Below are 23,703 nucleotides of genomic sequence, written 5' to 3' on the forward strand. Positions count from 1 at the left end.
ATAAAATCAACAAAAAATGGCTGAGCAATCTTCAATCCAGTGCCCAAATTGCGGCACACCAATCGATGTAAATGATGTTTTAAAACATCAATTGGAAGATAGTATTCGTAAAGAATTTCAACAAAAAGCCAGCGCTCAGTCCAAAGAGCTGGAACTTAAAAACGAGCAATTCGAAAAAGCAAAAGCTGAATTTGAAGCCAAGAAAAAACAGGAAAACGAACTTTTTGCTGAAAGACTGGAACGCGAAAGAAAAATAGCCGAAAAAGAAATTTCTCAGAAATTAAAAACCAAACTCGAAGAAGAAAACAAAGATCGTTTGCTTCTGATGGAAAAAGAACTTTCGGAGAAATCAGAGAAACTTCGTGAACTTAATAAAATGGAAGGTGAGATTGCGAAACTTCAACGTGAAAAACTCGAAATGAAAGAGGCTATCGAAACGGAAGCTCAAAAACAGCTTAACGCTACTTTGATTCTGGAACGCGACAAAATCCGAAAACAGGAAGAGGAAAAAAACGAACTAAAAATAAAAGAATACCAAAAACAATCTGATGATCAGAAAAAGCTGATTGAGGAAATGAAACGCAAGCAGGAACAAGGCTCCATGCAATTGCAGGGTGAAGTCATGGAACTTGCAATTGAGGAATGGCTGGCCAGTAATTTTCCGTTAGACACTATTGATGAAGTAAAAAAGGGAGCTAATGGAGCCGACTGTCTTCAGGTTGTAAACACCCGAGAGGTACAAAATTGTGGTTCTATTTATTATGAAAGTAAGCGTACTAAAGCTTTCCAGCCTGCATGGATTGAGAAATTCAAGAATGATATCCGAACCAAAAAGGCCAATATTGGGGTTTTAGTGACTGAGGTGATGCCTGCCGGAATGGATCGTATGGGTATGCGCGACGGGATCTGGATTTGTACTTATGAAGAATTTAAAGGACTAAGTGCTGTTTTACGTCAATCTCTCATACAAGTTAGCCAGGCCGTTCAGGCACAGGAGAACAAAGGAGATAAAATGTCGATGCTCTATGATTTTTTAACCAGCAATGAATTTCGCTTACAAGTAGAAGGAATTGTGGAGGGTTTTACGCAAATGCAAAGTGATTTGGAATCTGAAAAAAGAGCCATGCAGCGTATCTGGAAACAACGCGAAAAGCAAATTGAAAAAGTAGTTCACAATACTCTGGGAATGTACGGCTCGATTCGTGGTATTGCCGGAAATGCGGTTCAGACTGTACGAGCTTTAGAACTTGATTTTATTGAAGACGAAGAAGAACCGAAAACAAAAGAACTGGAATAATACCGATTGCATATTCAATATAGTCCAATTGCATTGTGTTATTTTCCTATTACATCGGCATTAGATCAGAAAAAAAGCGGACTGAAATATAAGTAAAATAGATCTAATTACACAAGTTGTGTATTTTTTACCCTTCGGATTATTATCCAAAAACAATTTGCCATTCCAATCAGCGAATTTTCCTGACCAATACTGTTTTTTCAGTATTAATCTTTAGAAATTCATCGCAATCGGAATGGCAAATTTAATTTTTATTTATAAAACGGAATTTAGTCTACTTTTCTAAAAACCAATAATTTCCCATCAGGATTAGAAAGTGTCAATCTTAAATTTTCAATTGAATAAGTAGTTGTTTTTTGCAATGTTTCTACAAATTCACCCTCTTTATTAGCCGGCATGCAAGCCATTAAAGTCGAAATTACATCCGAAAATCTCAACAATCCTTTTTCGAAGAAAATTTTCCCTCCGATATTATTACAACCTCCAAATCCTGAAAATGTATTCTCAGCAGCATTAATTTCGATACGTGGCATTTCTTTTTGGAAGTCAGAAGAAGTTAGTTTTCTTCCATTCAACTCCTCTAAAACCCAGATATCATGCAAACGATAATCCGTAATATACTTACCACAACCGTTTAAAGTTTTACCGTTCATTTCTACTTTAACTGTATAAGGCGAAACGGCACCTGACATTGAATCCGTGCATTCAAATTGCTGAACGGTAATAGTAGCCTCTGTTTTTCCGTTTTTTACTCTATACATTTTTACATTAGCATCCATTGCTCTAATTGGTTCAACGGCATCAAAACTAATAGACTCCATTCCTTCGATCAATGATGTAAAAACAATTTTATCTTTTCCAAATTTCAATCCCCAAAATGGTTCATTTCCAGTAGCTTTAAAATAAACATTTAGATCTTCTTCTTCTGAAGTGGTTTGAGAAGTTGTTTCTTTCGTGTTTGTTTTTTTAACTGCAACCGACTTACAACTTAAGATCACAGACATCAGGGCGCATAGTAAAAGTACTTTTTTCATATCATTAAAATTTTTTATTATGCCTTCACACTAGAAAAAACCGAGCCAAAAATCAATACTGCCCGTTTTTTATGATTTTTTTAAGCAGAACCTAGTATTTAAATTAAGAAAAATAATACAATTGCCAAAATAAACTTAATTCCTAAAAAATACTGCCAGACACTACCTTTTTATAATGCGGAGTAAAACAAATCCCCCTCTCCTTGTGGAAAAAATTTACGAAACAACTAATTTCTGTATCTTTGAACTCTATTATTTTACTAAAAAATGAATACACCTTTTCAAAAAGCCAGCCAGTTGATTGATGCTGAGAATGCTCAGGATCCTAATATCGAAATCGCTCAAAATACAGAGTACCCAAAAGAATTATTGTATTCTGATCGAATGTACAAACGATTGATGCAATTTGAGCCTGAAGCTTCAGAAGCTATTCAGATTGCCTCAAAAGCACAACACATCTGCCGATGGAAAGTGGCACGCGAATCGTATCCAATGGATCGTGTTGGATATTTGAGATGGCGGGAAGAACTTAAAAAATTTCACGCAAAAACTACAGCCGAAATTCTGGAAAAAGCAGGCTATGCTTCTGAATTTATCGATCGGGTTTCCTTTTTAATTGAAAAGAAGCTTCTAAAAAAAGATGCCGAAACACAACTGTTGGAAGATGTAATTTGTTTGGTTTTCTTAGAATATTATCTGGATCCGTTTGTGCACAAACACGATGAAGAGAAACTCAAAAACATCATTAAGAAGACTTGGGATAAAATGTCTGACAAAGGGCATCAGGAAGCCTTAAAGATTAATTATACTGAAGAAAACTTAAATCTGATAAAAGCCTCTTTAGGTCTTTAACTTAATTTTAAATTAAGGTTAATTCCTTTCGGTATCTTCTGTGTAATTCTTCATTCCTATTACGTATATTTGCGTAGACAATTTAGACCAATATACGTAGGGTCTTGAAGTAACAATTAAATAAATAATGAGTAAAACGATTCGGGTAGTCCTCGCGGATAATCATGTTTTTGTAAGGGATGGAATAAAATCTTTGTTGGAAAACGAAGTAAACATAGAAGTTGTAGGCGAAGCTACAGATGGAATCGATACACTCGAAGCTGTTGCTGCAAGTGAGCCGGACTTACTAATACTAGACATACGTATGCCGCATTTAACCGGTATTGAAGTAGTAGAAAAACTTAGAAGTGAAAATAATAAGGTTAAGATTATTATACTCACCACACATGAATCTGAAGAATATGTATTAGGTGCATTGAAAGCAGGTGCCGAAGGGTATTTACTAAAAGATTCCAGCAAAGAAGAATTTTTAAAAGCCTTACATACGGTTTTAAACGGAGGGAAATATTACAGCGGTGATGTATCGGGAATTTTGATTCATCACTTTGTACATTGTACTGTTTCATTAGGACGTAAACAAGCTTTAGCCGAAGAAATCACGATTACCAAGAGAGAAAAAGAAATCCTTTCTCTTTTATTATCCGGGAAAGGGAATAAGGAAATTGGAGAAACCCTTAAAATCAGTAAGCGTACTGCCGAAGTTCATCGCTTTAACTTAATGAAAAAACTAAAAGTAAAAAACCTGATGGAACTTTCAAACAAAGCAACTGAGTATTCTTTGTTGTAAAAATTACGTACAATTACGTAACTCTTTCCAAAAACTAAGTTTTGATCTTTTTTAAGAGGTACTACTCTCTTTTATTAAAAACCATTTGCTCTGTTAAACTGTAAATTCATCATTACAGTTTAACAAAATTCTATTTACAAACTGCATCCGGATTCCGTTTTAATTTGTAAATTCTCATCCCGTTTTTTTTAAGAAACAGTGATAATACGGATGCTGTTTACAACTGTTGGAATCCTGAACAAAAAAACAACTTATACTGAAATAAGAATTTAAGAACCAACACTTTAACAAAGTATAAAAAAAACATCAAACATGATCTAAATCATACAAAGCTGCATCTATTTCTTATAAATTTACATGAATAAAATTTTGATAATTTATGAAAAATCTGAAACTACTTTTAATACTCATGATAGGAATGAGCTTTGAAATTCAGGCCCAGGAATTAGATGCCACCCTACAACTTCGACCACGTTTTGAATATCGAAACGGATATAAGACACTCCTGCCTGAAGGTCAAAAAGGAACCTCGCAAATATCACAGCGTTCTCGTTTAAATCTGAATTTTAAACAAGATGATCTGACCGTTAAGCTGACTCTGCAAAACATCAGAACCTGGGGTGATGTTCCCACAACGACAACGGCAGACAAAAATGGTGTAGCCGTTTTTGAAGCTTGGGCACAATACAATTTTACCGAAAAATGGAGTGCCAGATTAGGCCGTCAGGTACTTTCATACGACAATCAGCGTATTATGGGAGAAATCGACTGGTTGCAGCAAGGTCAGAGCCACGATGCTGCAATGGTCACTTTTCGTCCTAAAAACCAACAGCTCGACATGGGAGTTGCTTACAACTCCAATGCCGAAAATTTAGTGCAGACCCCTTATACGGTAGCAAATTACAAAGCACTGCAATACGCCTGGTACCACACCACATTCAGCAACTTAACAATGAGTTTACTGGCGCTAAATACGGGCTACGAATATGCTAATGCCGACGCCAAATTATTAGTTGACTACAAACAGACTTTCGGGACGTATTTAACGTATAAGACAAAAAAAATAGACAGCAACTTGGGGCTTTACGGTCAAACCGGAAAAAGCACTAATAAACAAGTCAGCGCCTGGTATGCCGGAGCCTATTTGGGATATGCCATTTCTGATGCTTTTAAAGCCGGTCTGGGGTATGAATATTTATCCGGAAAAGACATGAACGATGGCAGTACGGTAATTAAATCATTTAATCCGCTTTTTGGAACAAATCATGCCTTTAATGGTTTTATGGATTATTTTTATGTGGGAAACCATCAAAACAGCGTAGGTCTTCAGGATGCTTATCTAAAACTAAGCTACAATGTAAAAAAATGGCAGTTTAATGTAATGCCTCATGTTTTTAACGCCCCTGCTAATGTAGTAACGCCATTAAACGAAAAATTAGGTTCGTATTTAGGAACAGAGGTCGATTTTACAGCCAACTACAATTTCAAAAAAGACATCACACTTACAGGAGGATACTCTCAAATGTTTGGCACCAAAACTTTAGAATTTTTAAAAAACGGAGACGCCGGACGTACCAATAATTGGGCCTGGTTAATGATTTCCATCAATCCAAGAATTTTTAACTGGAAAAAATAGTTCTTCAAAAACACACTATACAATCTGCCTCTTTTCAAAATGAAAAGAGGCATTTTTTTGTTATACCTACTCCCTAATAACACCTTTTAAATTGGTATATTTGAGACTATCTTTTCTCAGACAGGAAAATCAGCTTATGAAAATTATAGCATGGAATTGTAATATGGCATTCAGAAAAAAAGCAACATTTCTTGACGCTTATAATGCTGATATTGCCGTAATCTCCGAATGTGAAAATCCTGAAAATTTAAAATTCCAAACCGATGCAAAACTGCCAAACGATATTCTTTGGTACGGAACCAATCCGCACAAAGGACTTGGCGTTTTCTCCTATAGCAATTATAGATTTGAATTACTGGATTGTCATAATCCTCTTTTCAAAAACATTTTACCCATAGCGGTTACAGGCGGAGATGTTGATTTTACTTTATTTGCCATTTGGGCCAATAATCCCCAGGATAAAGATGGGCAATATGTAACTCAAGTCTGGAAAGCGATCAATTATTATGAAAATCTGATAAAGGAAAACAAAACCATTTTAATTGGAGATTTCAACAGCAACACGATTTGGGACAAGCCCCGAAGAGAAGGAAATCACACAACCGTTGTAAACAAACTGGGCGAAAAAAAGATTTTCAGTACGTATCATAAATATTTCAAACAGGAACAAGGCAAAGAAGAACACCCTACTTTATATCTTTACCGCCATGAAAACAAACCCTATCATTTGGATTACTGCTTTGCCTCGCAAGATTTTATGAAAGTTTTAGAGCGTGTAGAAGTTGGTACTTATCAAGACTGGACAATGCTTAGCGATCACAAACCTTTAATAATTAATTTCAATATATAAATCATGACCAACTCCTGGACCGAACGGTGGAACGACCGTTACAGCGCCGAAGAATTTGCTTACGGCACCGCACCCAACAATTATTTAAAAGAATCATTAGAAAAACAAGACATCGGGACTATTCTTTTTCCCGCTGAAGGTGAAGGCCGAAATGCCGTTTTTGCTGCTAAACTAGGCTGGAACGTTTCGGCATTTGACATTAGTTCAGAAGGAAAAAACAAAGCCCTTAAACTTGCCGAATCCGAAAATGTCATTCTGGACTATCAGATTGGAGAACTAGAAACCTTACACTATCAACCGGAGCAATTTGATGCCATTGCTTTAATTTATGCACACTTTCCGGCAGAAATTAAATCAGCAATACACAAAACACTGGATCAATACCTGCGCAAAGGCGGCTGTATCATTTTTGAAGCATTCAGCAAAAAGCACTTAGACTACCTCGCCATAAATGATAAAGTTGGCGGACCTAAAGATATTGCTTCTTTGTTTTCCATTGAAGAAATCAAATCTGACTTTCCAAATTATGAGATCATCACCCTGGAAGAAAAAGAAATTGAACTCAATGAAGGTCTTTTCCACAACGGAAAAGGTTCCGTAATCCGATTTATTGGAAAGAAAAAGTAATTCATTTTGCAAACATTTGTAGAGGCGCTACAATGCGTCTCTACACCGCACTTCTCCCCTCTCAAACAATTGTGTTCACTATCTCCGATCACAACTGAAAAATATCCAAAACAATATTCCCAATAAGGAGCTGTTTCCAGCTGTCCGTTGTATCTTTTGTCCCGAACCCCGGTACAAAAGGATGTCACTCCCATCTGGGCTAATGAGCTCAGTGTACAGTTTGCATTTCACATTTCACAATAAACATTTCACAATTAACAATTAACAATTAACAATCAACTCCTCCCATTTTCCATGTAGAATTGTTAAGAGATTTCGGTTTTATATTTCGGCTAAAAAAACAAATAATTCACTTTCAAATACTTAACCTTAAATTTTATAAAAAAACTTAACATTGAATACCATGTTTTATAATTATCTTTACTTAACTATGAATTAACAATTTAGTTACATTGCTGACGATAACCTTACCTAAAAGCACATAAAATATGGAAAACAAACCCGAAGAAAGCACACCGGACAAAATCGATTCTGTAAAACCTGAAGTTGTTCAGCCAGCTACAGAAAATGTAAAACCTGCCAACGCTCCTGTTAAAAAAGCACCCGTTCGTAAAACGGCACCCGTTAAAACAACAGCGGCAGCAAAACCAACAGCAGCAAAACCAACAGCAGCAAAACCAGTAGCCCCTAAAGCTCCAGCTGCTTCTGTTACAAAAGCCGCAACAACTACAACAAAAACACCTGCTAAGGCAGTCGTAAAAACCGCAGCAGCGACTCCAACTACAACAAAACCAGCAGTAGCAAAAGCACCGATAAAAAAAACAGTAACACCCCCTGCTAAACCGGCAGAAAAAACAGTTACTCAACCAGCTGTTGCTAAATCAAAAGAAGAAAATACTAATCAGGCAGTTGAAATCGAAGAAACTAAAAAAGATAAAGCTGCTAAAAAAGCCAAAAAAGTGAAAGATAAAGAGAAAGACAAAGCCAAAAAGAAACTGGCTAAGAAAAAAGAGAAAGCTAAAAATGATAAGAAGAAAGAAAAAGCTAAAAAAGCGAAACTAAAAGCTGCAGCTAAGAAAAAAGAAAAAGCTAAAAAAGCGAAGGATAAAGCTAAAGCTAAAAAAATTGCAAAAAAGAAAGCAAAAGCTCAAAAAAAGGCAAAAGCCAAAAAGAAAAAATAATACTTAAGAAAGGTTTGACTTTATACAAGTTGAACCTTTTTTTTTGCACTTAAAAGGCTTAAAATTTGCTCAGCCCAACAAACCGAATATCTCCCTGAGCGATCCCAGATTTCAAGAGAAAGGCTTTTTCATAATTAATAATTTACCCCCCGATCGCAATCATACTGCGGTTATCAAAATGTTTTGCAGGATCATTCATTTCATCAATCGTTACCATTCCGGCACGGACTTTCTTTTTACTTTGAACAGCTGCTGAAATTAAGTTAGTTATCGATTCTCCCTTTCTAAAAGGCGTTAAAAGATCGGTTTCTGAATTAGAGAAAAGACAGTTTTTTATTTTTCCATCGGCAGTTAAGCGAATTCGGTTACAGCTGTCACAAAACGGATTTGTAATTGAACTTATAATTCCGAAATCTCCCTGAAAGTTTTTTATCTTATAAGTTCTTGCCGTGAAGTTTTCTTCGTCTTTGAGCTTGATAATTTCCTGTTGTGAAAAACGGTTTCCTATCAAAGAAAGAATCTCCTTTTGCGAAATCATCTTACTCCGGTCCCAGTCGTTTCCCGCAAAAGGCATAAACTCAATAAACCGAACCGAAATGGGCAAAAACCGGGTTAGTTTAACAAAATCAACAATTTCGTTATCGTTAAAACCTTTTATTAAAACGACATTTACTTTTACCTGAAAATCATGATTCAAAAGTAAATGCAAATTATCGACAACTTTATCAAACTGATTTCTAAGCGTTATCGAACTAAATTTTGACGAAACCAGCGTATCCAGACTTAAGTTGATTTTCTTAATTTTAAACTTCTTTAAAACATCAATATGACGATCGATCAAAATTCCGTTTGTAGTAATCGAAACTGAAATATCCAGAGCAGACAGTTTTGAAATTATTTCCGGAAAATCTTTTCGTAAAAGTGGTTCACCGCCAGTTAATCTTATTTTATCAACACCATGTTGCACGAAAGTCTGAGCGATACTAAAAATCTCGTGGGAAGTCATTAAACTGACTTTTGGAGAAAGCGCGATTCCATCCTCCGGCATGCAATACGTACAACGCAGATTGCATTTTTCCAACAGCGAAATGCGCAGATAATTGTGTCTGCGTCCAAAACCATCCGTCAAAATAGTGTTAAAGGCTGTCATGATTTTTACCTTTTAAAACATCAAAAACATGCATCACATGCGGAAAAACCGCATCCATAGACTCTCTTGCACCGTTTGTCGAACCCGGCAAAGCCAAAACTAAACTCTTACCCAAAGTTCCGGCTACGCTTCTGGACAACATCGCATAAGGCATTCTTTGCTGTCCATAGTCCCGAATTGCTTCTTCAATCCCGGGAATCCTGCTTTCCAAAATTGGCGATAAAGCTTCCGGTGTAACATCTCTTGGAGACAAGCCTGTACCTCCAGTAAAAATCACCAATTGATGTTCCTTGGCAAATGCTTTTGTTCTGTCCTGAATACTATCAAGTTCATCAGGTATAATTTCATAATGTGACACCTCAACACCGTATGAACTTAATTTTTCGACTATAATTTTTCCCGAACGATCTTCTTTGTCGCCCGCAAAAATAGAATCGGAACAAACAAAAACAGCTGCTTTTATTGTATTCGGGAATCTATTCTTAAAAGACGACTTCCCGCCTTCTTTCTGAATTAATTTTATGGTCGAAATTTCGATTTCTTTATCAATCGGTTTCAGCATATCGTACATGGTAAGGGCTACAATTGATGCTCCATGCATCGCCTCTACCTCAACTCCGGTTTTATAAACGGTTTTTACCGTAAAGATGATATGAATTTCCAAACCTTTAATTTCGTATTCCACCGAGGTAAATTCAATGGGAATCGGATGACAATCGGGAATCGATAAATGCGTGTTTTTAACCGCAAACAATCCCGCCGTTTTTGCCATTTCGAGTACATTTCCTTTGGGCACTAAATTATGGGTCACCGCGTCAATTGTTTCTTGTTTGCTTACTTTTACAATTGCGGTTGCGGTTGCTTTTCTTAAGGTACTTATTTTATGCGTAATATCTACCATTGTGTCTTATTAGGAATTCTGTTTCCAGGTGAAGGTATCATTTTCAAACATTTCTTTGCCAAAGATGGGCACATCGGTTTTAATCCAGTTTACGATAGCTTCTGTTGCTTCATAAACTTGTTTGCGCCGCGTTGCAGAGACAAAAACAAACAAACAAATTTCGCCCGCTTTTACAACACCCAAACTGTGGTAAATGTGCATACAGGTCAAATCAAATTTAGCAAACGCTCGTTCTCGAATGGTGTGCAAAGCTTCGTTGGCCATATCCGTATAAGCCGAATAATCTATAGCTACCACGGTATTGTCATGAATCACATCGGCACGAACTTGTCCTAAAAAAATATTGTGCGCCCCAATCGTGTGTTTGGATTGGTGCTTTGCGATCGACTCGGCTATAAATTCAGGACTGATTGGCCCTTCTACAAATACATTTTTACTCATTACTTCTATTTTTTTTGCTACAGATTAAAAGTTTTTTTTAGCCACGAATTCACGAATTATTATTTTGAATTAGAAAAATTCATGAATTCGGCCCCCATAAATCTGTATGTTTTTTCACTTCTTTACAGACGCTCTGCTTTTTGATTATCCTCCTGCAAATGGCGGCAATAAGGCAACCACATCATTCGTCTGCAAAGTACAATCTACTGTTTTTGAAACTATCTTTTGATTTACTGCTACGCTGAAAACAAGCGAATCAAATTGGTATTTCTGGTCTAAATCGCGCAATAGTTCCTGCAATGACACTTCAGAAAAAGGTACTTTTTCAAGTTCACATTGGGTTCTTTCGGCAACAGCTCCAAAATATTTAATCTCAATCATTCTTATAAATTTAAATTCTGAAAAATAAATTCATCATCAAAATGTTCCTGAAAATAAGAAATCCAGCTTGATGTATTTTTCACTACTTCGCCGATGACAATAATAGCCGGCGATGTTATATTTTTTTCAGCAGCCAATTTAGCAATTGTACTAATAGTACCAATCACTTTTTGTTCTGATTTTTTTGTTCCGTTTTGAATAATAGCAATTGGAAGATTATCTATCCTATTCTGCTGATAAATTGAAATTATCTCCTCTAATTTATGCATTCCCATCAAAATAATTACGGTCGCATCCGATTTAGAAGCCAAATTAATATCCTTCGATAACTTATGATCTGAAGTTGTTCCTGTAATAACCCAAAAGCTTTCGGCTACTTTGCGCTGTGTTACACTTATTCCAGCCGAGGCGGGAACTCCCAGAGCTGATGAAATTCCGGGAACAATTGCCGTTTCGATTCCAAATTGTTCTGCAAATTCGATTTCTTCACTTCCTCTTCCAAAAACAAAAGGATCGCCTCCTTTTAAGCGAACCACATGTCCGTGGCGCTTTGCCATTGAAACTATCAGCTCGTTAATCTGATCCTGCGTGTAAGCATGACAGCCCAGTCGTTTTCCCACAAAAATAATTTCTGCATTTGGTGCATACGCTAACAACTCTTCATTGACCAAAGCGTCGTACAAAACAACATCGGCCCGCTCTAAAACCTTTATAGCTTTCATCGTTATCAGTTCAGCATCACCCGGTCCTGCTCCTACAATTGTTAGTTTTGGTGTTTTTAAGCTTTGCATACTCTTCTAACTTAAATTGGCATTCAAATCATTTAATTCGTCAGCCGAATTAATATTGGTTAAAGGAATGATCTCACTTTCATCCAGATTAATAATCTGATGCGGTATTCCGGCCAGTAAATCCATCATTTTTAGTGCATCCTTATCAATAGCCTTTTTGATAAAAGGGATCATCTTTTTGGAATAAATTCCAATCAGTGGATGCATTCGGCTCTCGGAAGCAAAAACGGTAATTCCGGCTTCTTCCGTATGTTTTGAGAGTAACTCCTGTAACAATTCGGTTGAAATTAACGGAATATCACAGCTCAAAATCAGGTTAAATTCGGTTTCAGAATGCAACAAAGCAGTATAAATACCACCTAATGGCCCTTTATCTGCAATAACATCTGGTACTTTTTGATAAGGGAGGTAATCATATTCTTTTGAAGCAGTAATTAATTTAATTTCTGCCGTAATAGGTAAAATAGCCTTGATTATATGCTCTATAAAAGGCTTTCCCCGAAACAAAACCAATCCTTTCTCTGACTGCATCCGGGAACTTTTTCCTCCACAAAGAATAAATGCTGTTAGTGTTTCCATTGTTTTTAGTTTTTGTTTCAGGTTTTCTTTGTTTCAAGTTTTTCTTTGTTTCAAGTTTCAAGTTTTCTTTGTTTCAGGTTTTCTTTGTTTCAGGTTTCACGTTGAAAGGAGAGAAAGTTTAACTTTAAAAGATAAAGATTACATTCTATCTTTTTATTATTCCATTATTAAGGAAAAATCAATTTGACGCTTGCCATTAAAATTACAGTTCCTAAAACTATTTTCAGGGTTTTGTTTGAGAAATAACCACTTCCGTAAAATCCTCCCAATACTCCTCCTACAACTGCAATGGGCACTAAATAAAAACTTTCGACAGGGATTGTTTTTCCACCCATAAAAAAACCTAACATTCCCGCAAAAGAATTCACAAATATGAATAAACTCGAAATGGCTGCTGATTCTTTTACAGACGCCCATCCCAAAAACAATAAAATAGGACTTAAAATTATACCGCCCCCTATTCCCAACATTCCCGATAATAATCCGATTGCAAAACCAATTGTTAAGGCAAACGGCAGGTTAATTTTAACAGCCTCTTTTTCTTTAAAATTAAAAACTCCAAACAGCCTTAACGCTGCAAAAACCAGGACTACTCCTAAAATTACTTTATAAATACCGTTATCTAATGTGACAAAACCGCCTATAAATGCTGCCGGAATTGACGCGATTGCAAAGGGATAAAACAGTTTTGGCCTGAAATAATTCATCCGATAATAAAAGAAAAACGAAATACTGGATACAAACAAATTCAACAACAAAGCTGAAGGTTTCATCACCGCCACCGGAAAAGCAAAAATGGTCATCAAAGCCAAATACCCCGATGCTCCTCCATGCCCCACACTAGAATATAAAAATGCAATAACAATTAATGCAAAACTAAATAGTAATAGGTTTTCGGAACTTAATAGGGTCATTTTTTTACTGTTTAATCGTTTATCTGCTTCAAGTTTCAGGTTTCAGGTTTGCTCCTCTTATAGGTCTTTGTTTACATCCCTCCTTTTCTTGGTTCTAGCCTCTTTGTTCTACAATCTAAAATCTGCAATCTAAAATTCTTCTAATCTATAGGCAATACAGTCACCAAAGTCCCTTTTTCATAGGCTTCCACATCCTCGGGAACGATTAGTAAACCGTTGGCAACCGCAAATGTATTGAGCATTGCGGAGCTTTGTCCGTCCAGTACGGTAACATTTGTTTCGTCGTATCTTGCCTTTAAAAATAATGTTTTTCCTGTATCATTTTTAACATCCGAATTTAGCGTTCGGACTATTTTTGCTCTGTGAATTTCAGAAAGCCCAATTCTGTTTCTGATGGCCGGATAAACATAAATATAAAAATTGGTCAGTGATGACGCCGGATTTCCGGGTAAAGCAAAAACCAAGGTTCCATTTTTTGACCCAAAAAACATCGGTTTCCCCGGCTTTTGGTTGATTTTATAAAAATGCTCTTCTACATCATTCTGTAATAAAGCTTCTTTAACGAAATCATAATCTCCTACTGAAATTCCGCCTGAGACTAAAACCATATCATACTTTTTTAAAATATCTTTTAATGCCTTTTTTGTAGCTTTCAAATTGTCTTTTACACGATAGACTTTTGTTTTACTTATTCCTGCCGTTTCAAGAGCGGCCTGAAGCATAACGGAATTACTTTCGTAGATTTTTCCTTTTTTTAGTTTTTCACCAGGTTTTACTAATTCATTTCCTGTTACCAAAATGGCCACTTTCGGCTTTTTGTACACTTCAATTTCTGTGATTCCTAAACTGGCTAAAAAACCAATTGCAGCAGGAGTTATTAAAGTTCCTGCTTCAAAAACAACATGATCTTTCGCAATTTGTTCTCCTTTTAAGCGAACATTGGTGCCTTTTGTAGGCATAACGGCAATCAAAATAGAATCTTTATTGGCGATCACATGCTCCTGCATTACTACCGTATCTGCATGATCCGGTACAAAAGCACCTGTAAATATGCGGACTGTTTCATTTGCCTTTAATTTCAAATTGGAATGATCACCCGCCTGAAAAGTATTTACGATATCATATTGGTGTTTTATACTATGAATAAAAGCATAACCGTCCATCGACGATTGACGAAACGGAGGCATATTGATTGGCGAAATCACCTTTTCGGCCAAAACATACCCCAATGCTTTATTTACCGCTATTTGCTTCGTCGGCATTTTTATACAGTTCGCTTCAATTCTTTGTAATGCTTCTTCAACTTTAATCATAACGGTCGTTTTTTAAGCAAAAAATACTTTTTGTAAAAACATCAATTTTTACTTCTCTAAAGTCTCTCTTATCACTTTTTTAGAATATAAATTTAGCCTAATTCTTTGGATTACTCCCCGAAAAAATCAAATAGCTTTTTAGGATTAGAGGTTTTGACTCCTTGTATTCCGGAAATTTCCTTTCGGATGCCCCTACAATCTATAAAATTACGCACAACTTAACACACAAACAACTAATTCACAACACTTTAATCAACTTCTCTATTTCATTATCCCATCTCAATCCAAAAATGCATTTGCCAACCATCATTCTTATAATAAAGCCGTAGCTATAAAAGTTACATTTAAATAAAAATCTTCTTTTGAGGACTCTAACAACTTTTAGCTGACGTTTTTTCTTTATTTTAAAATGAGATAAGACCTTAAAAATTAGAAAATTAAGTATAAAATACTACATTTTTTAATGGTAAAAATATAAGCATGTACTTTTTTACAACATATCACAAAAAACAATAAAACACTAATTAACAACAAGTTATACTCAATTCCTAAATAAAAAACGCCAAATACTTCTATCTTTTTCAAAAAAAAATAAACAAATTTTTGGTTTTTATTATATTAAAATTAACTTTGTCTATAGGATTAGTAGAGTTTAAAATAATATTTGAAACCAAAAAAATCATATTTTGAAAACAACCGAAAGCAGATCGTATTACATTCTTCCTAAAAAATATACTTATAACACTTTTTGTTATATGTGCTTCTGTTGCTAAAACTCTGTCCTTTTTTTCGTTTGCCTTCGATTTCTCTTTTACATCGAATCGTTTTAAAAACGAATTTTTAAATACACACAAGATTCCATATTGAAATTTCAAAATCTATTTGACACATTCGTTTGTATCAAAAAGAGCACTGAAACTATACCTATATCTTAAAAAAAAATGACTAACCATTAAAAAAAACAAAATGAAAAACATGCATAGCTGTTGCTGTAAATAAAAAAAGCCATTTCTGCGGCAACAGAAATGGCAAGGCTTAAAGAATATTTATCACTAAACCAAGAATACGATCAGAGAGTTGAAAATTCAACTTTCAGGCCTTCTTGTTAATTACTTAAACCAGTACAAAGAAATGAAAAAAAAATTAAAAATATACTCATTCCTATTTCTCCTGCTCCTGTCGGCGGGAATTAATGCCCAAAATACAACGCCTCTTATTCAATCGAAACTCGACGGAACTGTCGTAGATGATATCACCAACCAGCCTATTATTGGTGCTTCGGTAGTGATTAAAGGAACTACACACGGCGTTCAGACGGATTCTGAAGGAAAATTTTATTTTCAAACGGGACAGAAATTCCCTTACACCTTAATTGTAACCTACATTGGATACAAAAAATCAGAGATTATAGTCGAAAAGAATCCTATTACTATTCATTTAAAAGAAGAACGTCAGGAACTGGATGAACTGGTCGTTGTTGGGTACGGATCTCAAAAACGAAAAGACATTACAGGTTCTGTAGCTTCAGTTCCAAAAGCCAATTTAAGCCAGGTGACCTCATCGGCAGATAACTTACTTCGGGGGGCAATACCGGGAGTGGTAGTCACGCAAAGTTCGGGTCGTCCCGGTGCTTCATCCAGTGTTCGAATTAGGGGAGGAAACTCAATTACGGCCGGTAACGAACCGCTTTATGTGGTGGATGGAATTTTAATCTATAATGACAATAACAACAGTACGGCCGGAGTTGCCAATGCAGGAGCTACTGTCAATGTCCTGTCGACGATTAATCCCGGTGATATTGAATCTATTGAAGTACTAAAGGATGCTTCTGCAACTGCTATTTATGGATCACGCGGGGCAAACGGTGTGGTGATTATCACTACTAAGAAGGGAACAAAAGGTCAGGATAACATTTCCTACCAGGGCTATATTGGATTTCAGAATGTGTCAAAAAAACTGAACTTAATGAATGCCAGCCAATGGGCCAGCTTACGCAATGATGTTCAGGCCAGTATTGGTCAGGCGCCTTCTTTTTCTGCTGCCCAGATCGAAGCTTTAAAAACTTCAGGAGGATACGACTGGCAATCGGCAGCTTTTAGAACTGCGGCACCGATTCAAAATCATCAATTGTCGTTTTCGGGAGGTGATGATCGTTCAAGATATGCAATTTCTGCGGGGTATTTTCAACAGGACGGAATTGTAATTGCCTCCGATTTTAAGCGTATTTCGCTACGTGTCAACTACGAAAGAAACTATTCTCCCAATTTTAAATTTGGTGTGAATGCCAACTACAGCAATTCTGTTGCCAATGGTATTGGTACAAATGGCGGTTCTTCTGCCGGAAGACAGCCTAATCCGTTAGTGGTTGCTTTGTATCAGCCACCTGTAGTTCCGATCAAAAATCCTGACGGAAGCTATAACCTCACCAATAATCCCTATGCAACGGCTGTAAACGGGATAATTGCCAATCCGATAAATGATCTTGTGAGCACCACCAATGAAACTAAAATCAACAGGATTCTGACTAGTTTATTCGGTGAATATAAAATCACCAAAAAACTTACTGCAAAAGTTGCAGTCAGCGGTGATGTCATGAATACCAAGCAAAATTACTACGCTCCGGCAACCACCACTACCGGTGCAGGAACAAAAGGCTTTGGTTCTGTTGGAGACCGATTGGTGAGCTCTGTACTGAATGAAAACACTTTAAACTATAATACTAATTTTGGCGATAATCATAAATTTTCAGCCTTGGGCGGGTACACGCTTCAGTACACACAAGGCGAAGTGGTGAATGCAGGAGCTCAATTCTTTGTAAACGATGCCAATACTTACAATGCTTTGCAAGACGGTGTTCCGGTAAAACCTTCTACAGATGCTTTCGAAAGTGTCTTAAAGTCCTGGCTGACCAGGGTGAATTATTCGTACAAAGGAAAATACAACTTTACGCTTTCCGGCCGTGCAGACGGATCTTCAAGATTTGGTTCAAAATCGCTTTGGGGTTATTTCCCATCAGCTGGATTTTCCTGGAATATCACAGAGGAATCTTTCGCAAACCATATTAAAGGCTTAACGGAAGCAAAACTAAGAATAACTGCCGGAACTACCGGTAATCAGGAAATTGGAAATTACCTTTCTCTGGCTCAGATGGGTTCTGTAAATTATGCTTTCGGAGGAACACTGCAAACCGGTTTAGCTCCTACCCGACTGGCCAATTCAGATTTGAAATGGGAGAAAACAAATCAATACAATGTGGGATTGGATTTGTCTTTATTAGATCGAAAAATCAATTTTGTATTTGATGTATATTACAAAAAAACAAATGATTTACTGATCAATGTACCTGTTCCGCTGATTTCAGGATATGCAACTGTACTTCAAAACATTGGCGGTGTTGAAAATAAAGGTATCGAAATTGGTCTGATCACGGAAAATCTAAAAACAGAAAACTTTTCATGGAATTCTAACTTTGTTTTCTCTGCCAATAAAAACAAAGTAGTGGCTATCGGAAACGGAGTGGATCAATTTTTTCCTGTAGTACCAAACGGATCTTTATTACAGCAGCAACCCGTAACCGTAAAAGTAGGATTGCCTCTGGGAACTTTCTGGGGATACAAAACCAATGGCATTTTCCAGACGCAGGAAGAAGTCAATACTCAGCCTAAAATCAACAGTTTAGCCAATACAAAAGTTGGAGACCGAAGATATGTAGATACTAACGGAGATGGTGTAATTACAGCTCTTGACAAAGGAAATCTTGGAAGTTCACAACCAAAATTTGTCGCAAGCTTTAGCAATACGATTTCCTATCATGACTTTGATCTTAACTTTTCTTTTCAGGGATCTTATGGTGGTAAAGTCTTCAACGCTTTAAATCAGCAATTGGAAATTTCTACTTTGGGTACCAATGCGAATGTAACTTTAGACGACCGTTGGACACCAACAAATCCGAGCAACGAAGTTCCAAGAGCAACCAGTTCACCATTGGGGATTGTTTCAGAACGTTATATTGAAGATGCTTCTTTCTTAAGATTAAAACTAATCACTCTGGGGTATACTTTACCGAAAAGCCTTTCCAAAAGACTGGGTGCTAAGAGCGTTAAATTTTATGTCTCTGCCGAAAACTTAATTACATGGACCAAATACACTGGATACGATCCTGAAGTAAGCTCCTACGAACAAAACAACTTATACCCGGGAATTGATTTTGGCGCTTATCCCAATTCAAAAACATTCATCTCAGGCCTGAACGTAACTTTTTAAGTAAAAAAATATAAAATGAAAAAGATTTTTATAATATTCCTATTGAGTGCCGGACTATTGGTATCGTGCACTGATCTAGAGGTCACTCCTACCTCATTTGTAACCGAAGACAATTATTTTAAAACTCAGGACGATGCCATTGCTAGTGTGACTGCTGTTTATGCTTCATTGAGCCTTGATCCGGGAGAACAGAGTTTATTTGGTCGAAATTTATATTTTCTGACCGACATGGCATCTGATTATGCTGCAGCGGGAGTTTCTGCAACCAATCCGCAGGTGAGAGCTTTAAGCAGCCTGACTCATGATGCAACTTCTGATCGTGTTCAGGTGGCGTGGCGTCAAATCTATGCCGGAATAAACAGAGCCAATGTAGCTATCGATAATATACCAAAAGTAGCCGGTTCAGACGCTGTTAAAAACAGATTGATTCTCGAGGCTAAATTCATCCGGGGCTTATTGTATTTTCAGGCAGTACGTCTTTGGGGCGGAGTTCCAATTGTGTTGCACGAGCCTACTTCTATTCAATTGGAAAGTTTAAAATCGAAAAGAGCCACTGTAGCGGAAGTTTATACCCAGATTATTTCAGATTTAAAAGATGCTGAAGCTTTACCATCCACTTATCCTGCAACAGATACCGGACGTGCTACATCGGGAGCGGCAAAAGCCATTCTGACAAAGGTTTACCTTACCAGAAAAGACTATCCGAATGCTATTTTAAAAGCCAGAGAAGTCATCAATGGCGGTTATGGATATGCGCTTTTTGAAAATTTTCAGGATATTTTTACTAAAACCAAAAAGAACGGGAAAGAACACATTTTCTCCGTTCAGTTTGAACCCAACCAAGCTGGAAACGGCTCCAGTGGAAGTACTTTTCAAGCCACTTCTTTTACCGGATTCACGGCTACGGAACCTGCCGATATTATTTCGGATGTTGCTTTGTTTTATGATATTTATGCTGCCGGGGATACCAGAAGGGATGTAAGTTATGCCAAACAATTACCAATTCCCGGTACCGCAAACGTTTATACGTTTCCGAAACCGATCTTCAAAAAGTATCTGGATTTAACGAATCTGGCCACACCTTCCAACGTAGCCATCAATTTTCCTATAATCCGTTATGCCGACATTTTATTGTCTTTAGCGGAAGCCATAAACGAACAGGGGGCACCAACTCCCGAGGCCTACGAGTTAATCAATCAAGTACGAAGAAGAGCTTTCGGAAAACCAATTAACACTCCAGATGTTACGGTTGACTTAACCGGATTGACGCAAACGTCTTTCAGGGCTGCCCTACAGGAAGAGCGCAAAAAAGAATTTGTTCAGGAAGGACAACGCTGGTTTGATTTGGTACGCTGGGGAACTTTGGTAACCGAGGTCAAAAAAGTACTGGCCAAAAATTCTGTTACCGAACGAAATAATTTATACCCGATTCCACAAAGCGAAAGAAACATCGATCCAATCGGATTACCACAAAACCCCGGATATTAATTAACACAACCCTAAAAACTAATAGATTATGAAAAATTTCAAACACAATAGTAAAATTAAAAGTCCGCAAAAAGGACTTTTATTTACTGCGTTGCTTGCAGCACAATTTAGTTTTGCGCAAAACAATCCGAATGCTGATTTTAAAGGTGTTATAGGTAAAACTTTAGCCGATTCAAAAGAATATTGGCCTGAGCCTGTAAAAGCACCAACGGGTGCTCCAAATATTGTCTGGATCTTACTGGATGATGTTGGATTTGGTGCCTCTAGTGCTTTTGGAGGCCTTATTCAAACACCCACTTTTGACAATCTGGCTAATAATGGTTTACGCTACACGAATTTTCACACTACAGCCATTTGTGCTCCTACCCGTTCTGCTATTTTAACCGGAAGAAATTCGGGAAAAGTACACGTAAGCGGGTTCTCTCACACCGTTTTATCGGCTGGTTTCCCCGGTTGGGACGGAAGAATTCCATCTGATAAAGGTACGATTGCCGAAATCCTGAGAGACAAAGGATACAATACTTTTGCCGTAGGAAAATACGGTTTGACTCCTGATGAAGAAGCCACTGATGCCGGACCATTTGACAGATGGCCTACCGGAAAAGGCTTCGAACACTTCTATGGTTTCTTAGGATCACAAACCGATCAGTACAAACCAGATTTAGTGGAAGACAACGCACACGTTACTCCTGACGGAAGACATTTAACCGACCAGATTACAGACAAAGCCATTAGCTATATTACCAAACAGCACAAGGCCGCACCGGAAAAACCTTTCTTTTTGTACTATGCACCGGGCGCTGTTCACGCACCTCATCAGGTGGCAGAATCCTGGATCGAACCTTACAAAGGAAAATTTGATGAAGGCTGGGATGCTTATCGCGAAAAAGTACTGGCCAATCAGAAAAAATTAGGTGTAATTCCTGCTAACGCTGTATTGCCGGAGCGTAACCCGTTAATTACCGACTGGAAAAAACTAACACCCGATCAAAAGAAAGTGTACGCCCGATTCATGGAAGTCTATGCCGGATATCTTACCTATACCGATCATGAAATTGGACGTATCGTCGAGCATTTAAAACAAACCAATCAACTCGATAATACTTTAATTTTTGTGGCAATTGGTGACAATGGTGCCAGTAAAGAAGGTACTACACAAGGAACCATCAACCAAAGTCTGTTTGCTCAGGGCGGATCTGATGAAGAAAATCTTCAGAAAAACTTAAACAACATTGGTGAAATCGGAACGGCAAAAGGACTCAATACCAATTATCCGTTGGGATGGGCTCAGGCCACCAATGTTCCGTTTAAAAACTGGAAACAAGATGCACAATCGGAAGGGGGAACGCGTAACCCATTGATCGTTTTTTATCCGAAAGGAATTAAAGACAAAGGCGGAATCAGAAATCAATACAGCCACGTAACCGATCTGCTGCCGACAACTTTAGACATTGCCGGAATTAAAGCTCCGGAATATATCAGAGAAATAAAACAGGATGCCATTCAGGGGTCTACTTTTTTTGCTTCGCTAAACGATGCCAAAGCACCTTCTTTGCATACCGTTCAGTACTACTATATTTTCGGAAACAGAGCCATCTACAAAGATGGCTGGAAAGCGGGAGCAGCTCACCTGCCGGATTCTTTTGCGGTAAAAAAATCGTTGGGTAAAAACGAAAAACCGGCTGAAAGTAATTTTGACGCAGACGTATGGGAATTGTACAACCTGAACGAAGATTTCAACGAACGTAACGATCTGGCTAAAAAATATCCTGAAAAATTAGCCGAACTTAAAAAACTGTTTGATGAACAAGCCAAAGAAAACAATGTTTACCCATTGATTGACTGGCAGGATGTGTACAACAGAAGAATACACAACACCACAGCCGACAAAGGAAAAACATTACAGGATCTCATCCAACAAGCTACCAGACCCGGAAATTCAAAATAATTAACCCAATAAAGATTCAGGTCTTTTGTCAATCTATTAAAGACCTGAATCTCTTTTAATTCCAATCCACATGAAAAAAGCAGATTATGAAATTATAGGAAAAAAAATACTCGTGGGAGCGATTGTTTTTTTAGTCCCGCTACTCATACTGGCTGGAGGTTTAACTTTAATTAGCAACTTTTTAAAATAAAAATCATGGCAGCAACAGCTTATAATTCAAAAAGTAAACTAACCAGAGATTTAAGTATTAGTCTCTTCATTTATGCACTGCCTGTCCTGGCGATCTTTCTGTATTTCAAATTAACAAATGGTGCGATCGCACAATCACACATTGCCTTACCATCATTTTTAGAATTTATCAAACCGGCTTTCGAAAACATCAGAACCTGGGGATTAACCGCTTTTATGGTGATTCTGGGCATTATCGAATTTACGGCAGGTTTGTACGACGATCAATGGACGGGTCAGGAACGCAAAGTAGATATCATTTGTTTTCTGGCTCCTAAATTGCTTTTGCCTCCGGTAATTGCTTTTTTCAGTCTTACTGCATTGCCGTATTTAATTCCCAATCTTGCCAACTCGCTTTCATGGGTTCCGTTTTGGGGAGGTTTTTTCCTTATCGCAGTAGCCGATGATTTAACACAATATTGGTACCACCGCTTACACCATCAGGTTCCTTTTTTATGGCGTTTTCACCGAACGCACCACTCCGCTCCGTACATGGGCATGGCGATGGCTTCCAGACAAAACTTTATTTATACGGTTTTCTTTTCGCAGATTTATTTAACGGCAACTTTAACTTTTTTAGGTTTAGGATTGCCCGCTTTATTTGTATTGGTCATCAAAAGTTTTATCACTTTAGGCGCTCACTCCAGTATTGCCTGGGACAAACCCTTTTACAAATACAAAGTTTTACATCCGATTGCGTGGGTTTTAGAGCGTCTTATTTCGACTCCTGCAACTCATCACGCACATCATGCAGATACCAGCGGTGATGGTGTAGGACATTTTAAAGGGAACTTTGGTAATATGTTTTTTATCTGGGATATCATTTTCGGAACAGGTTTAATCACCAGAAAATTTCCGAAATCGTACGGAATGAAGTCCTACAAACAAGAAGAATGGTACGCACAGTTTCTTTGGCCTATCTTCAAATCAAAAAAAGAAGGAAGTGCTTTGGCTGAGGGGGTATTAGCAGTTCCAATACGCCAAAAAGTAGAAAAAACAGTACCCAATCCGGCTTATTATGAGCAGGTTCAATCTTAAAAAT

General features: G+C 37.3%; 20 protein-coding genes. 11 read left to right on the forward strand and 9 right to left on the reverse strand.

The window, feature by feature from the left end; translation table 11 throughout:
• Positions 1–16: 16 nt before the first annotated feature.
• Positions 17–1,297 (forward strand): DUF2130 domain-containing protein, encoded by a 1,281-nt coding sequence (locus B0A80_RS03935; RefSeq protein WP_017495971.1) that lies wholly within the window; start codon positions 17–19, stop codon positions 1,295–1,297.
• A gap of 269 nt (positions 1,298–1,566) precedes the next feature.
• Here the strand turns inward: B0A80_RS03935 and B0A80_RS03940 are convergent, their stop codons facing one another.
• On the reverse strand, positions 1,567–2,331 hold the full coding sequence (locus B0A80_RS03940; RefSeq protein WP_089076493.1) for an META domain-containing protein: 765 nt from the start codon (positions 2,329–2,331) through the stop codon (positions 1,567–1,569).
• A gap of 267 nt (positions 2,332–2,598) precedes the next feature.
• Between B0A80_RS03940 and B0A80_RS03945 the strand changes: the two genes are divergently transcribed.
• From B0A80_RS03945 to B0A80_RS20750, 6 genes are all read left to right on the forward strand, one after another.
• Entirely contained in the window at positions 2,599–3,183 is a 585-nt protein-coding gene (locus B0A80_RS03945) for a DUF4202 domain-containing protein (RefSeq protein ID WP_089076494.1), read from the forward strand.
• A gap of 127 nt (positions 3,184–3,310) precedes the next feature.
• Positions 3,311–3,970, forward strand: coding sequence for a response regulator transcription factor (locus B0A80_RS03950; protein ID WP_026109934.1), 660 nt, complete (start codon positions 3,311–3,313; stop codon positions 3,968–3,970).
• Positions 3,971–4,349: 379 nt separating this feature from the next.
• Complete coding sequence (locus B0A80_RS03955; protein WP_089076495.1) at positions 4,350–5,606, forward strand: alginate export family protein; 1,257 nt, start codon at positions 4,350–4,352, stop codon at positions 5,604–5,606.
• 136 nt (positions 5,607–5,742) lie between these two features.
• Positions 5,743–6,456, forward strand: coding sequence for an exonuclease/endonuclease/phosphatase family protein (locus tag B0A80_RS03960; protein ID WP_089076496.1), 714 nt, complete (start codon positions 5,743–5,745; stop codon positions 6,454–6,456).
• 3 nt (positions 6,457–6,459) lie between these two features.
• Positions 6,460–7,083, forward strand: coding sequence for a class I SAM-dependent methyltransferase (locus tag B0A80_RS03965; protein ID WP_089076497.1), 624 nt, complete (start codon positions 6,460–6,462; stop codon positions 7,081–7,083).
• A 488-nt stretch (positions 7,084–7,571) separates the two neighbouring features.
• On the forward strand, positions 7,572–8,264 hold the full coding sequence (locus B0A80_RS20750) for a hypothetical protein (RefSeq protein ID WP_089076498.1): 693 nt from the start codon (positions 7,572–7,574) through the stop codon (positions 8,262–8,264).
• Positions 8,265–8,406: 142 nt separating this feature from the next.
• Here B0A80_RS20750 and moaA read toward each other — a convergent pair whose 3' ends face one another.
• From moaA to B0A80_RS04010, 8 genes are all read right to left on the reverse strand, one after another.
• Positions 8,407–9,414, reverse strand: a complete 1,008-nt coding sequence (gene moaA / locus B0A80_RS03975; protein WP_089076499.1) for a GTP 3',8-cyclase MoaA — start codon at positions 9,412–9,414, stop codon at positions 8,407–8,409.
• Entirely contained in the window at positions 9,401–10,315 is a 915-nt protein-coding gene (gene moaCB / locus B0A80_RS03980; protein ID WP_089076500.1) for a bifunctional molybdenum cofactor biosynthesis protein MoaC/MoaB, read from the reverse strand. The genes moaA and moaCB overlap by 14 nt, the downstream gene beginning before the upstream one ends.
• Before the next feature lie 9 nt (positions 10,316–10,324).
• Complete coding sequence (locus B0A80_RS03985) at positions 10,325–10,756, reverse strand: molybdenum cofactor biosynthesis protein MoaE (protein ID WP_089076501.1); 432 nt, start codon at positions 10,754–10,756, stop codon at positions 10,325–10,327.
• A 144-nt stretch (positions 10,757–10,900) separates the two neighbouring features.
• Entirely contained in the window at positions 10,901–11,137 is a 237-nt protein-coding gene (locus B0A80_RS03990) for a MoaD/ThiS family protein (RefSeq protein ID WP_070907179.1), read from the reverse strand.
• A 2-nt stretch (positions 11,138–11,139) separates the two neighbouring features.
• A complete protein-coding gene (cobA, locus tag B0A80_RS03995) occupies positions 11,140–11,928 on the reverse strand; it encodes a uroporphyrinogen-III C-methyltransferase (protein WP_089076502.1) in 789 nt (262 codons plus the stop codon).
• 6 nt (positions 11,929–11,934) lie between these two features.
• Positions 11,935–12,507, reverse strand: coding sequence for a molybdenum cofactor guanylyltransferase (locus B0A80_RS04000; protein ID WP_089076503.1), 573 nt, complete (start codon positions 12,505–12,507; stop codon positions 11,935–11,937).
• Between the two features lie 167 nt (positions 12,508–12,674).
• Positions 12,675–13,421, reverse strand: a complete 747-nt coding sequence (locus B0A80_RS04005; RefSeq protein ID WP_089076504.1) for a sulfite exporter TauE/SafE family protein — start codon at positions 13,419–13,421, stop codon at positions 12,675–12,677.
• A gap of 140 nt (positions 13,422–13,561) precedes the next feature.
• Positions 13,562–14,734, reverse strand: coding sequence for a molybdopterin molybdotransferase MoeA (locus tag B0A80_RS04010; RefSeq protein WP_089076505.1), 1,173 nt, complete (start codon positions 14,732–14,734; stop codon positions 13,562–13,564).
• 1,131 nt (positions 14,735–15,865) lie between these two features.
• On the opposite strand from B0A80_RS04010, the gene B0A80_RS04020 reads away from it, so the two are divergent.
• The 4 genes from B0A80_RS04020 to B0A80_RS04035 all read left to right on the forward strand — a co-directional run bounded on the left by B0A80_RS04020 (position 15,866) and on the right by B0A80_RS04035 (position 23,699).
• Complete coding sequence (locus tag B0A80_RS04020; protein ID WP_089076544.1) at positions 15,866–18,997, forward strand: SusC/RagA family TonB-linked outer membrane protein; 3,132 nt, start codon at positions 15,866–15,868, stop codon at positions 18,995–18,997.
• Positions 18,998–19,012: 15 nt separating this feature from the next.
• Positions 19,013–20,485 carry a RagB/SusD family nutrient uptake outer membrane protein gene (locus B0A80_RS04025; RefSeq protein ID WP_089076506.1) on the forward strand — a complete coding sequence of 491 codons (1,473 nt, stop codon included), beginning with the start codon at positions 19,013–19,015 and terminating at the stop codon, positions 20,483–20,485.
• A gap of 28 nt (positions 20,486–20,513) precedes the next feature.
• Positions 20,514–22,433, forward strand: a complete 1,920-nt coding sequence (locus B0A80_RS04030) for an arylsulfatase (protein ID WP_089076507.1) — start codon at positions 20,514–20,516, stop codon at positions 22,431–22,433.
• A gap of 195 nt (positions 22,434–22,628) precedes the next feature.
• Positions 22,629–23,699, forward strand: a complete 1,071-nt coding sequence (locus tag B0A80_RS04035) for a sterol desaturase family protein (RefSeq protein WP_089076508.1) — start codon at positions 22,629–22,631, stop codon at positions 23,697–23,699.
• Positions 23,700–23,703 lie beyond the last annotated feature (4 nt).

Origin of the sequence: Flavobacterium tructae, assembly GCF_002217475.1 — a bacterium.
GTDB classification, from domain to species: domain Bacteria; phylum Bacteroidota; class Bacteroidia; order Flavobacteriales; family Flavobacteriaceae; genus Flavobacterium; species Flavobacterium tructae.

Excerpts from the sequence above, each read along its gene's own strand:
- B0A80_RS03935 (WP_017495971.1), top strand. The coding sequence starts at position 17 with ATGGCTGAGCAATCTTCAATCCAGTGCCCAAATTGCGGCACACCAATC.
- B0A80_RS03940 (WP_089076493.1), bottom strand. The coding sequence starts at position 2,331 with ATGAAAAAAGTACTTTTACTATGCGCCCTGATGTCTGTGATCTTAAGT.
- B0A80_RS03945 (WP_089076494.1), top strand. The coding sequence starts at position 2,599 with ATGAATACACCTTTTCAAAAAGCCAGCCAGTTGATTGATGCTGAGAAT.
- B0A80_RS03950 (WP_026109934.1), top strand. The coding sequence starts at position 3,311 with ATGAGTAAAACGATTCGGGTAGTCCTCGCGGATAATCATGTTTTTGTA.
- B0A80_RS03955 (WP_089076495.1), top strand. The coding sequence starts at position 4,350 with ATGAAAAATCTGAAACTACTTTTAATACTCATGATAGGAATGAGCTTT.
- B0A80_RS03960 (WP_089076496.1), top strand. The coding sequence starts at position 5,743 with ATGAAAATTATAGCATGGAATTGTAATATGGCATTCAGAAAAAAAGCA.
- B0A80_RS03965 (WP_089076497.1), top strand. The coding sequence starts at position 6,460 with ATGACCAACTCCTGGACCGAACGGTGGAACGACCGTTACAGCGCCGAA.
- B0A80_RS20750 (WP_089076498.1), top strand. The coding sequence starts at position 7,572 with ATGGAAAACAAACCCGAAGAAAGCACACCGGACAAAATCGATTCTGTA.
- moaA (WP_089076499.1), bottom strand. The coding sequence starts at position 9,414 with ATGACAGCCTTTAACACTATTTTGACGGATGGTTTTGGACGCAGACAC.
- moaCB (WP_089076500.1), bottom strand. The coding sequence starts at position 10,315 with ATGGTAGATATTACGCATAAAATAAGTACCTTAAGAAAAGCAACCGCA.
- B0A80_RS03985 (WP_089076501.1), bottom strand. The coding sequence starts at position 10,756 with ATGAGTAAAAATGTATTTGTAGAAGGGCCAATCAGTCCTGAATTTATA.
- B0A80_RS03990 (WP_070907179.1), bottom strand. The coding sequence starts at position 11,137 with ATGATTGAGATTAAATATTTTGGAGCTGTTGCCGAAAGAACCCAATGT.
- cobA (WP_089076502.1), bottom strand. The coding sequence starts at position 11,928 with ATGCAAAGCTTAAAAACACCAAAACTAACAATTGTAGGAGCAGGACCG.
- B0A80_RS04000 (WP_089076503.1), bottom strand. The coding sequence starts at position 12,507 with ATGGAAACACTAACAGCATTTATTCTTTGTGGAGGAAAAAGTTCCCGG.
- B0A80_RS04005 (WP_089076504.1), bottom strand. The coding sequence starts at position 13,421 with ATGACCCTATTAAGTTCCGAAAACCTATTACTATTTAGTTTTGCATTA.
- B0A80_RS04010 (WP_089076505.1), bottom strand. The coding sequence starts at position 14,734 with ATGATTAAAGTTGAAGAAGCATTACAAAGAATTGAAGCGAACTGTATA.
- B0A80_RS04020 (WP_089076544.1), top strand. The coding sequence starts at position 15,866 with ATGAAAAAAAAATTAAAAATATACTCATTCCTATTTCTCCTGCTCCTG.
- B0A80_RS04025 (WP_089076506.1), top strand. The coding sequence starts at position 19,013 with ATGAAAAAGATTTTTATAATATTCCTATTGAGTGCCGGACTATTGGTA.
- B0A80_RS04030 (WP_089076507.1), top strand. The coding sequence starts at position 20,514 with ATGAAAAATTTCAAACACAATAGTAAAATTAAAAGTCCGCAAAAAGGA.
- B0A80_RS04035 (WP_089076508.1), top strand. The coding sequence starts at position 22,629 with ATGGCAGCAACAGCTTATAATTCAAAAAGTAAACTAACCAGAGATTTA.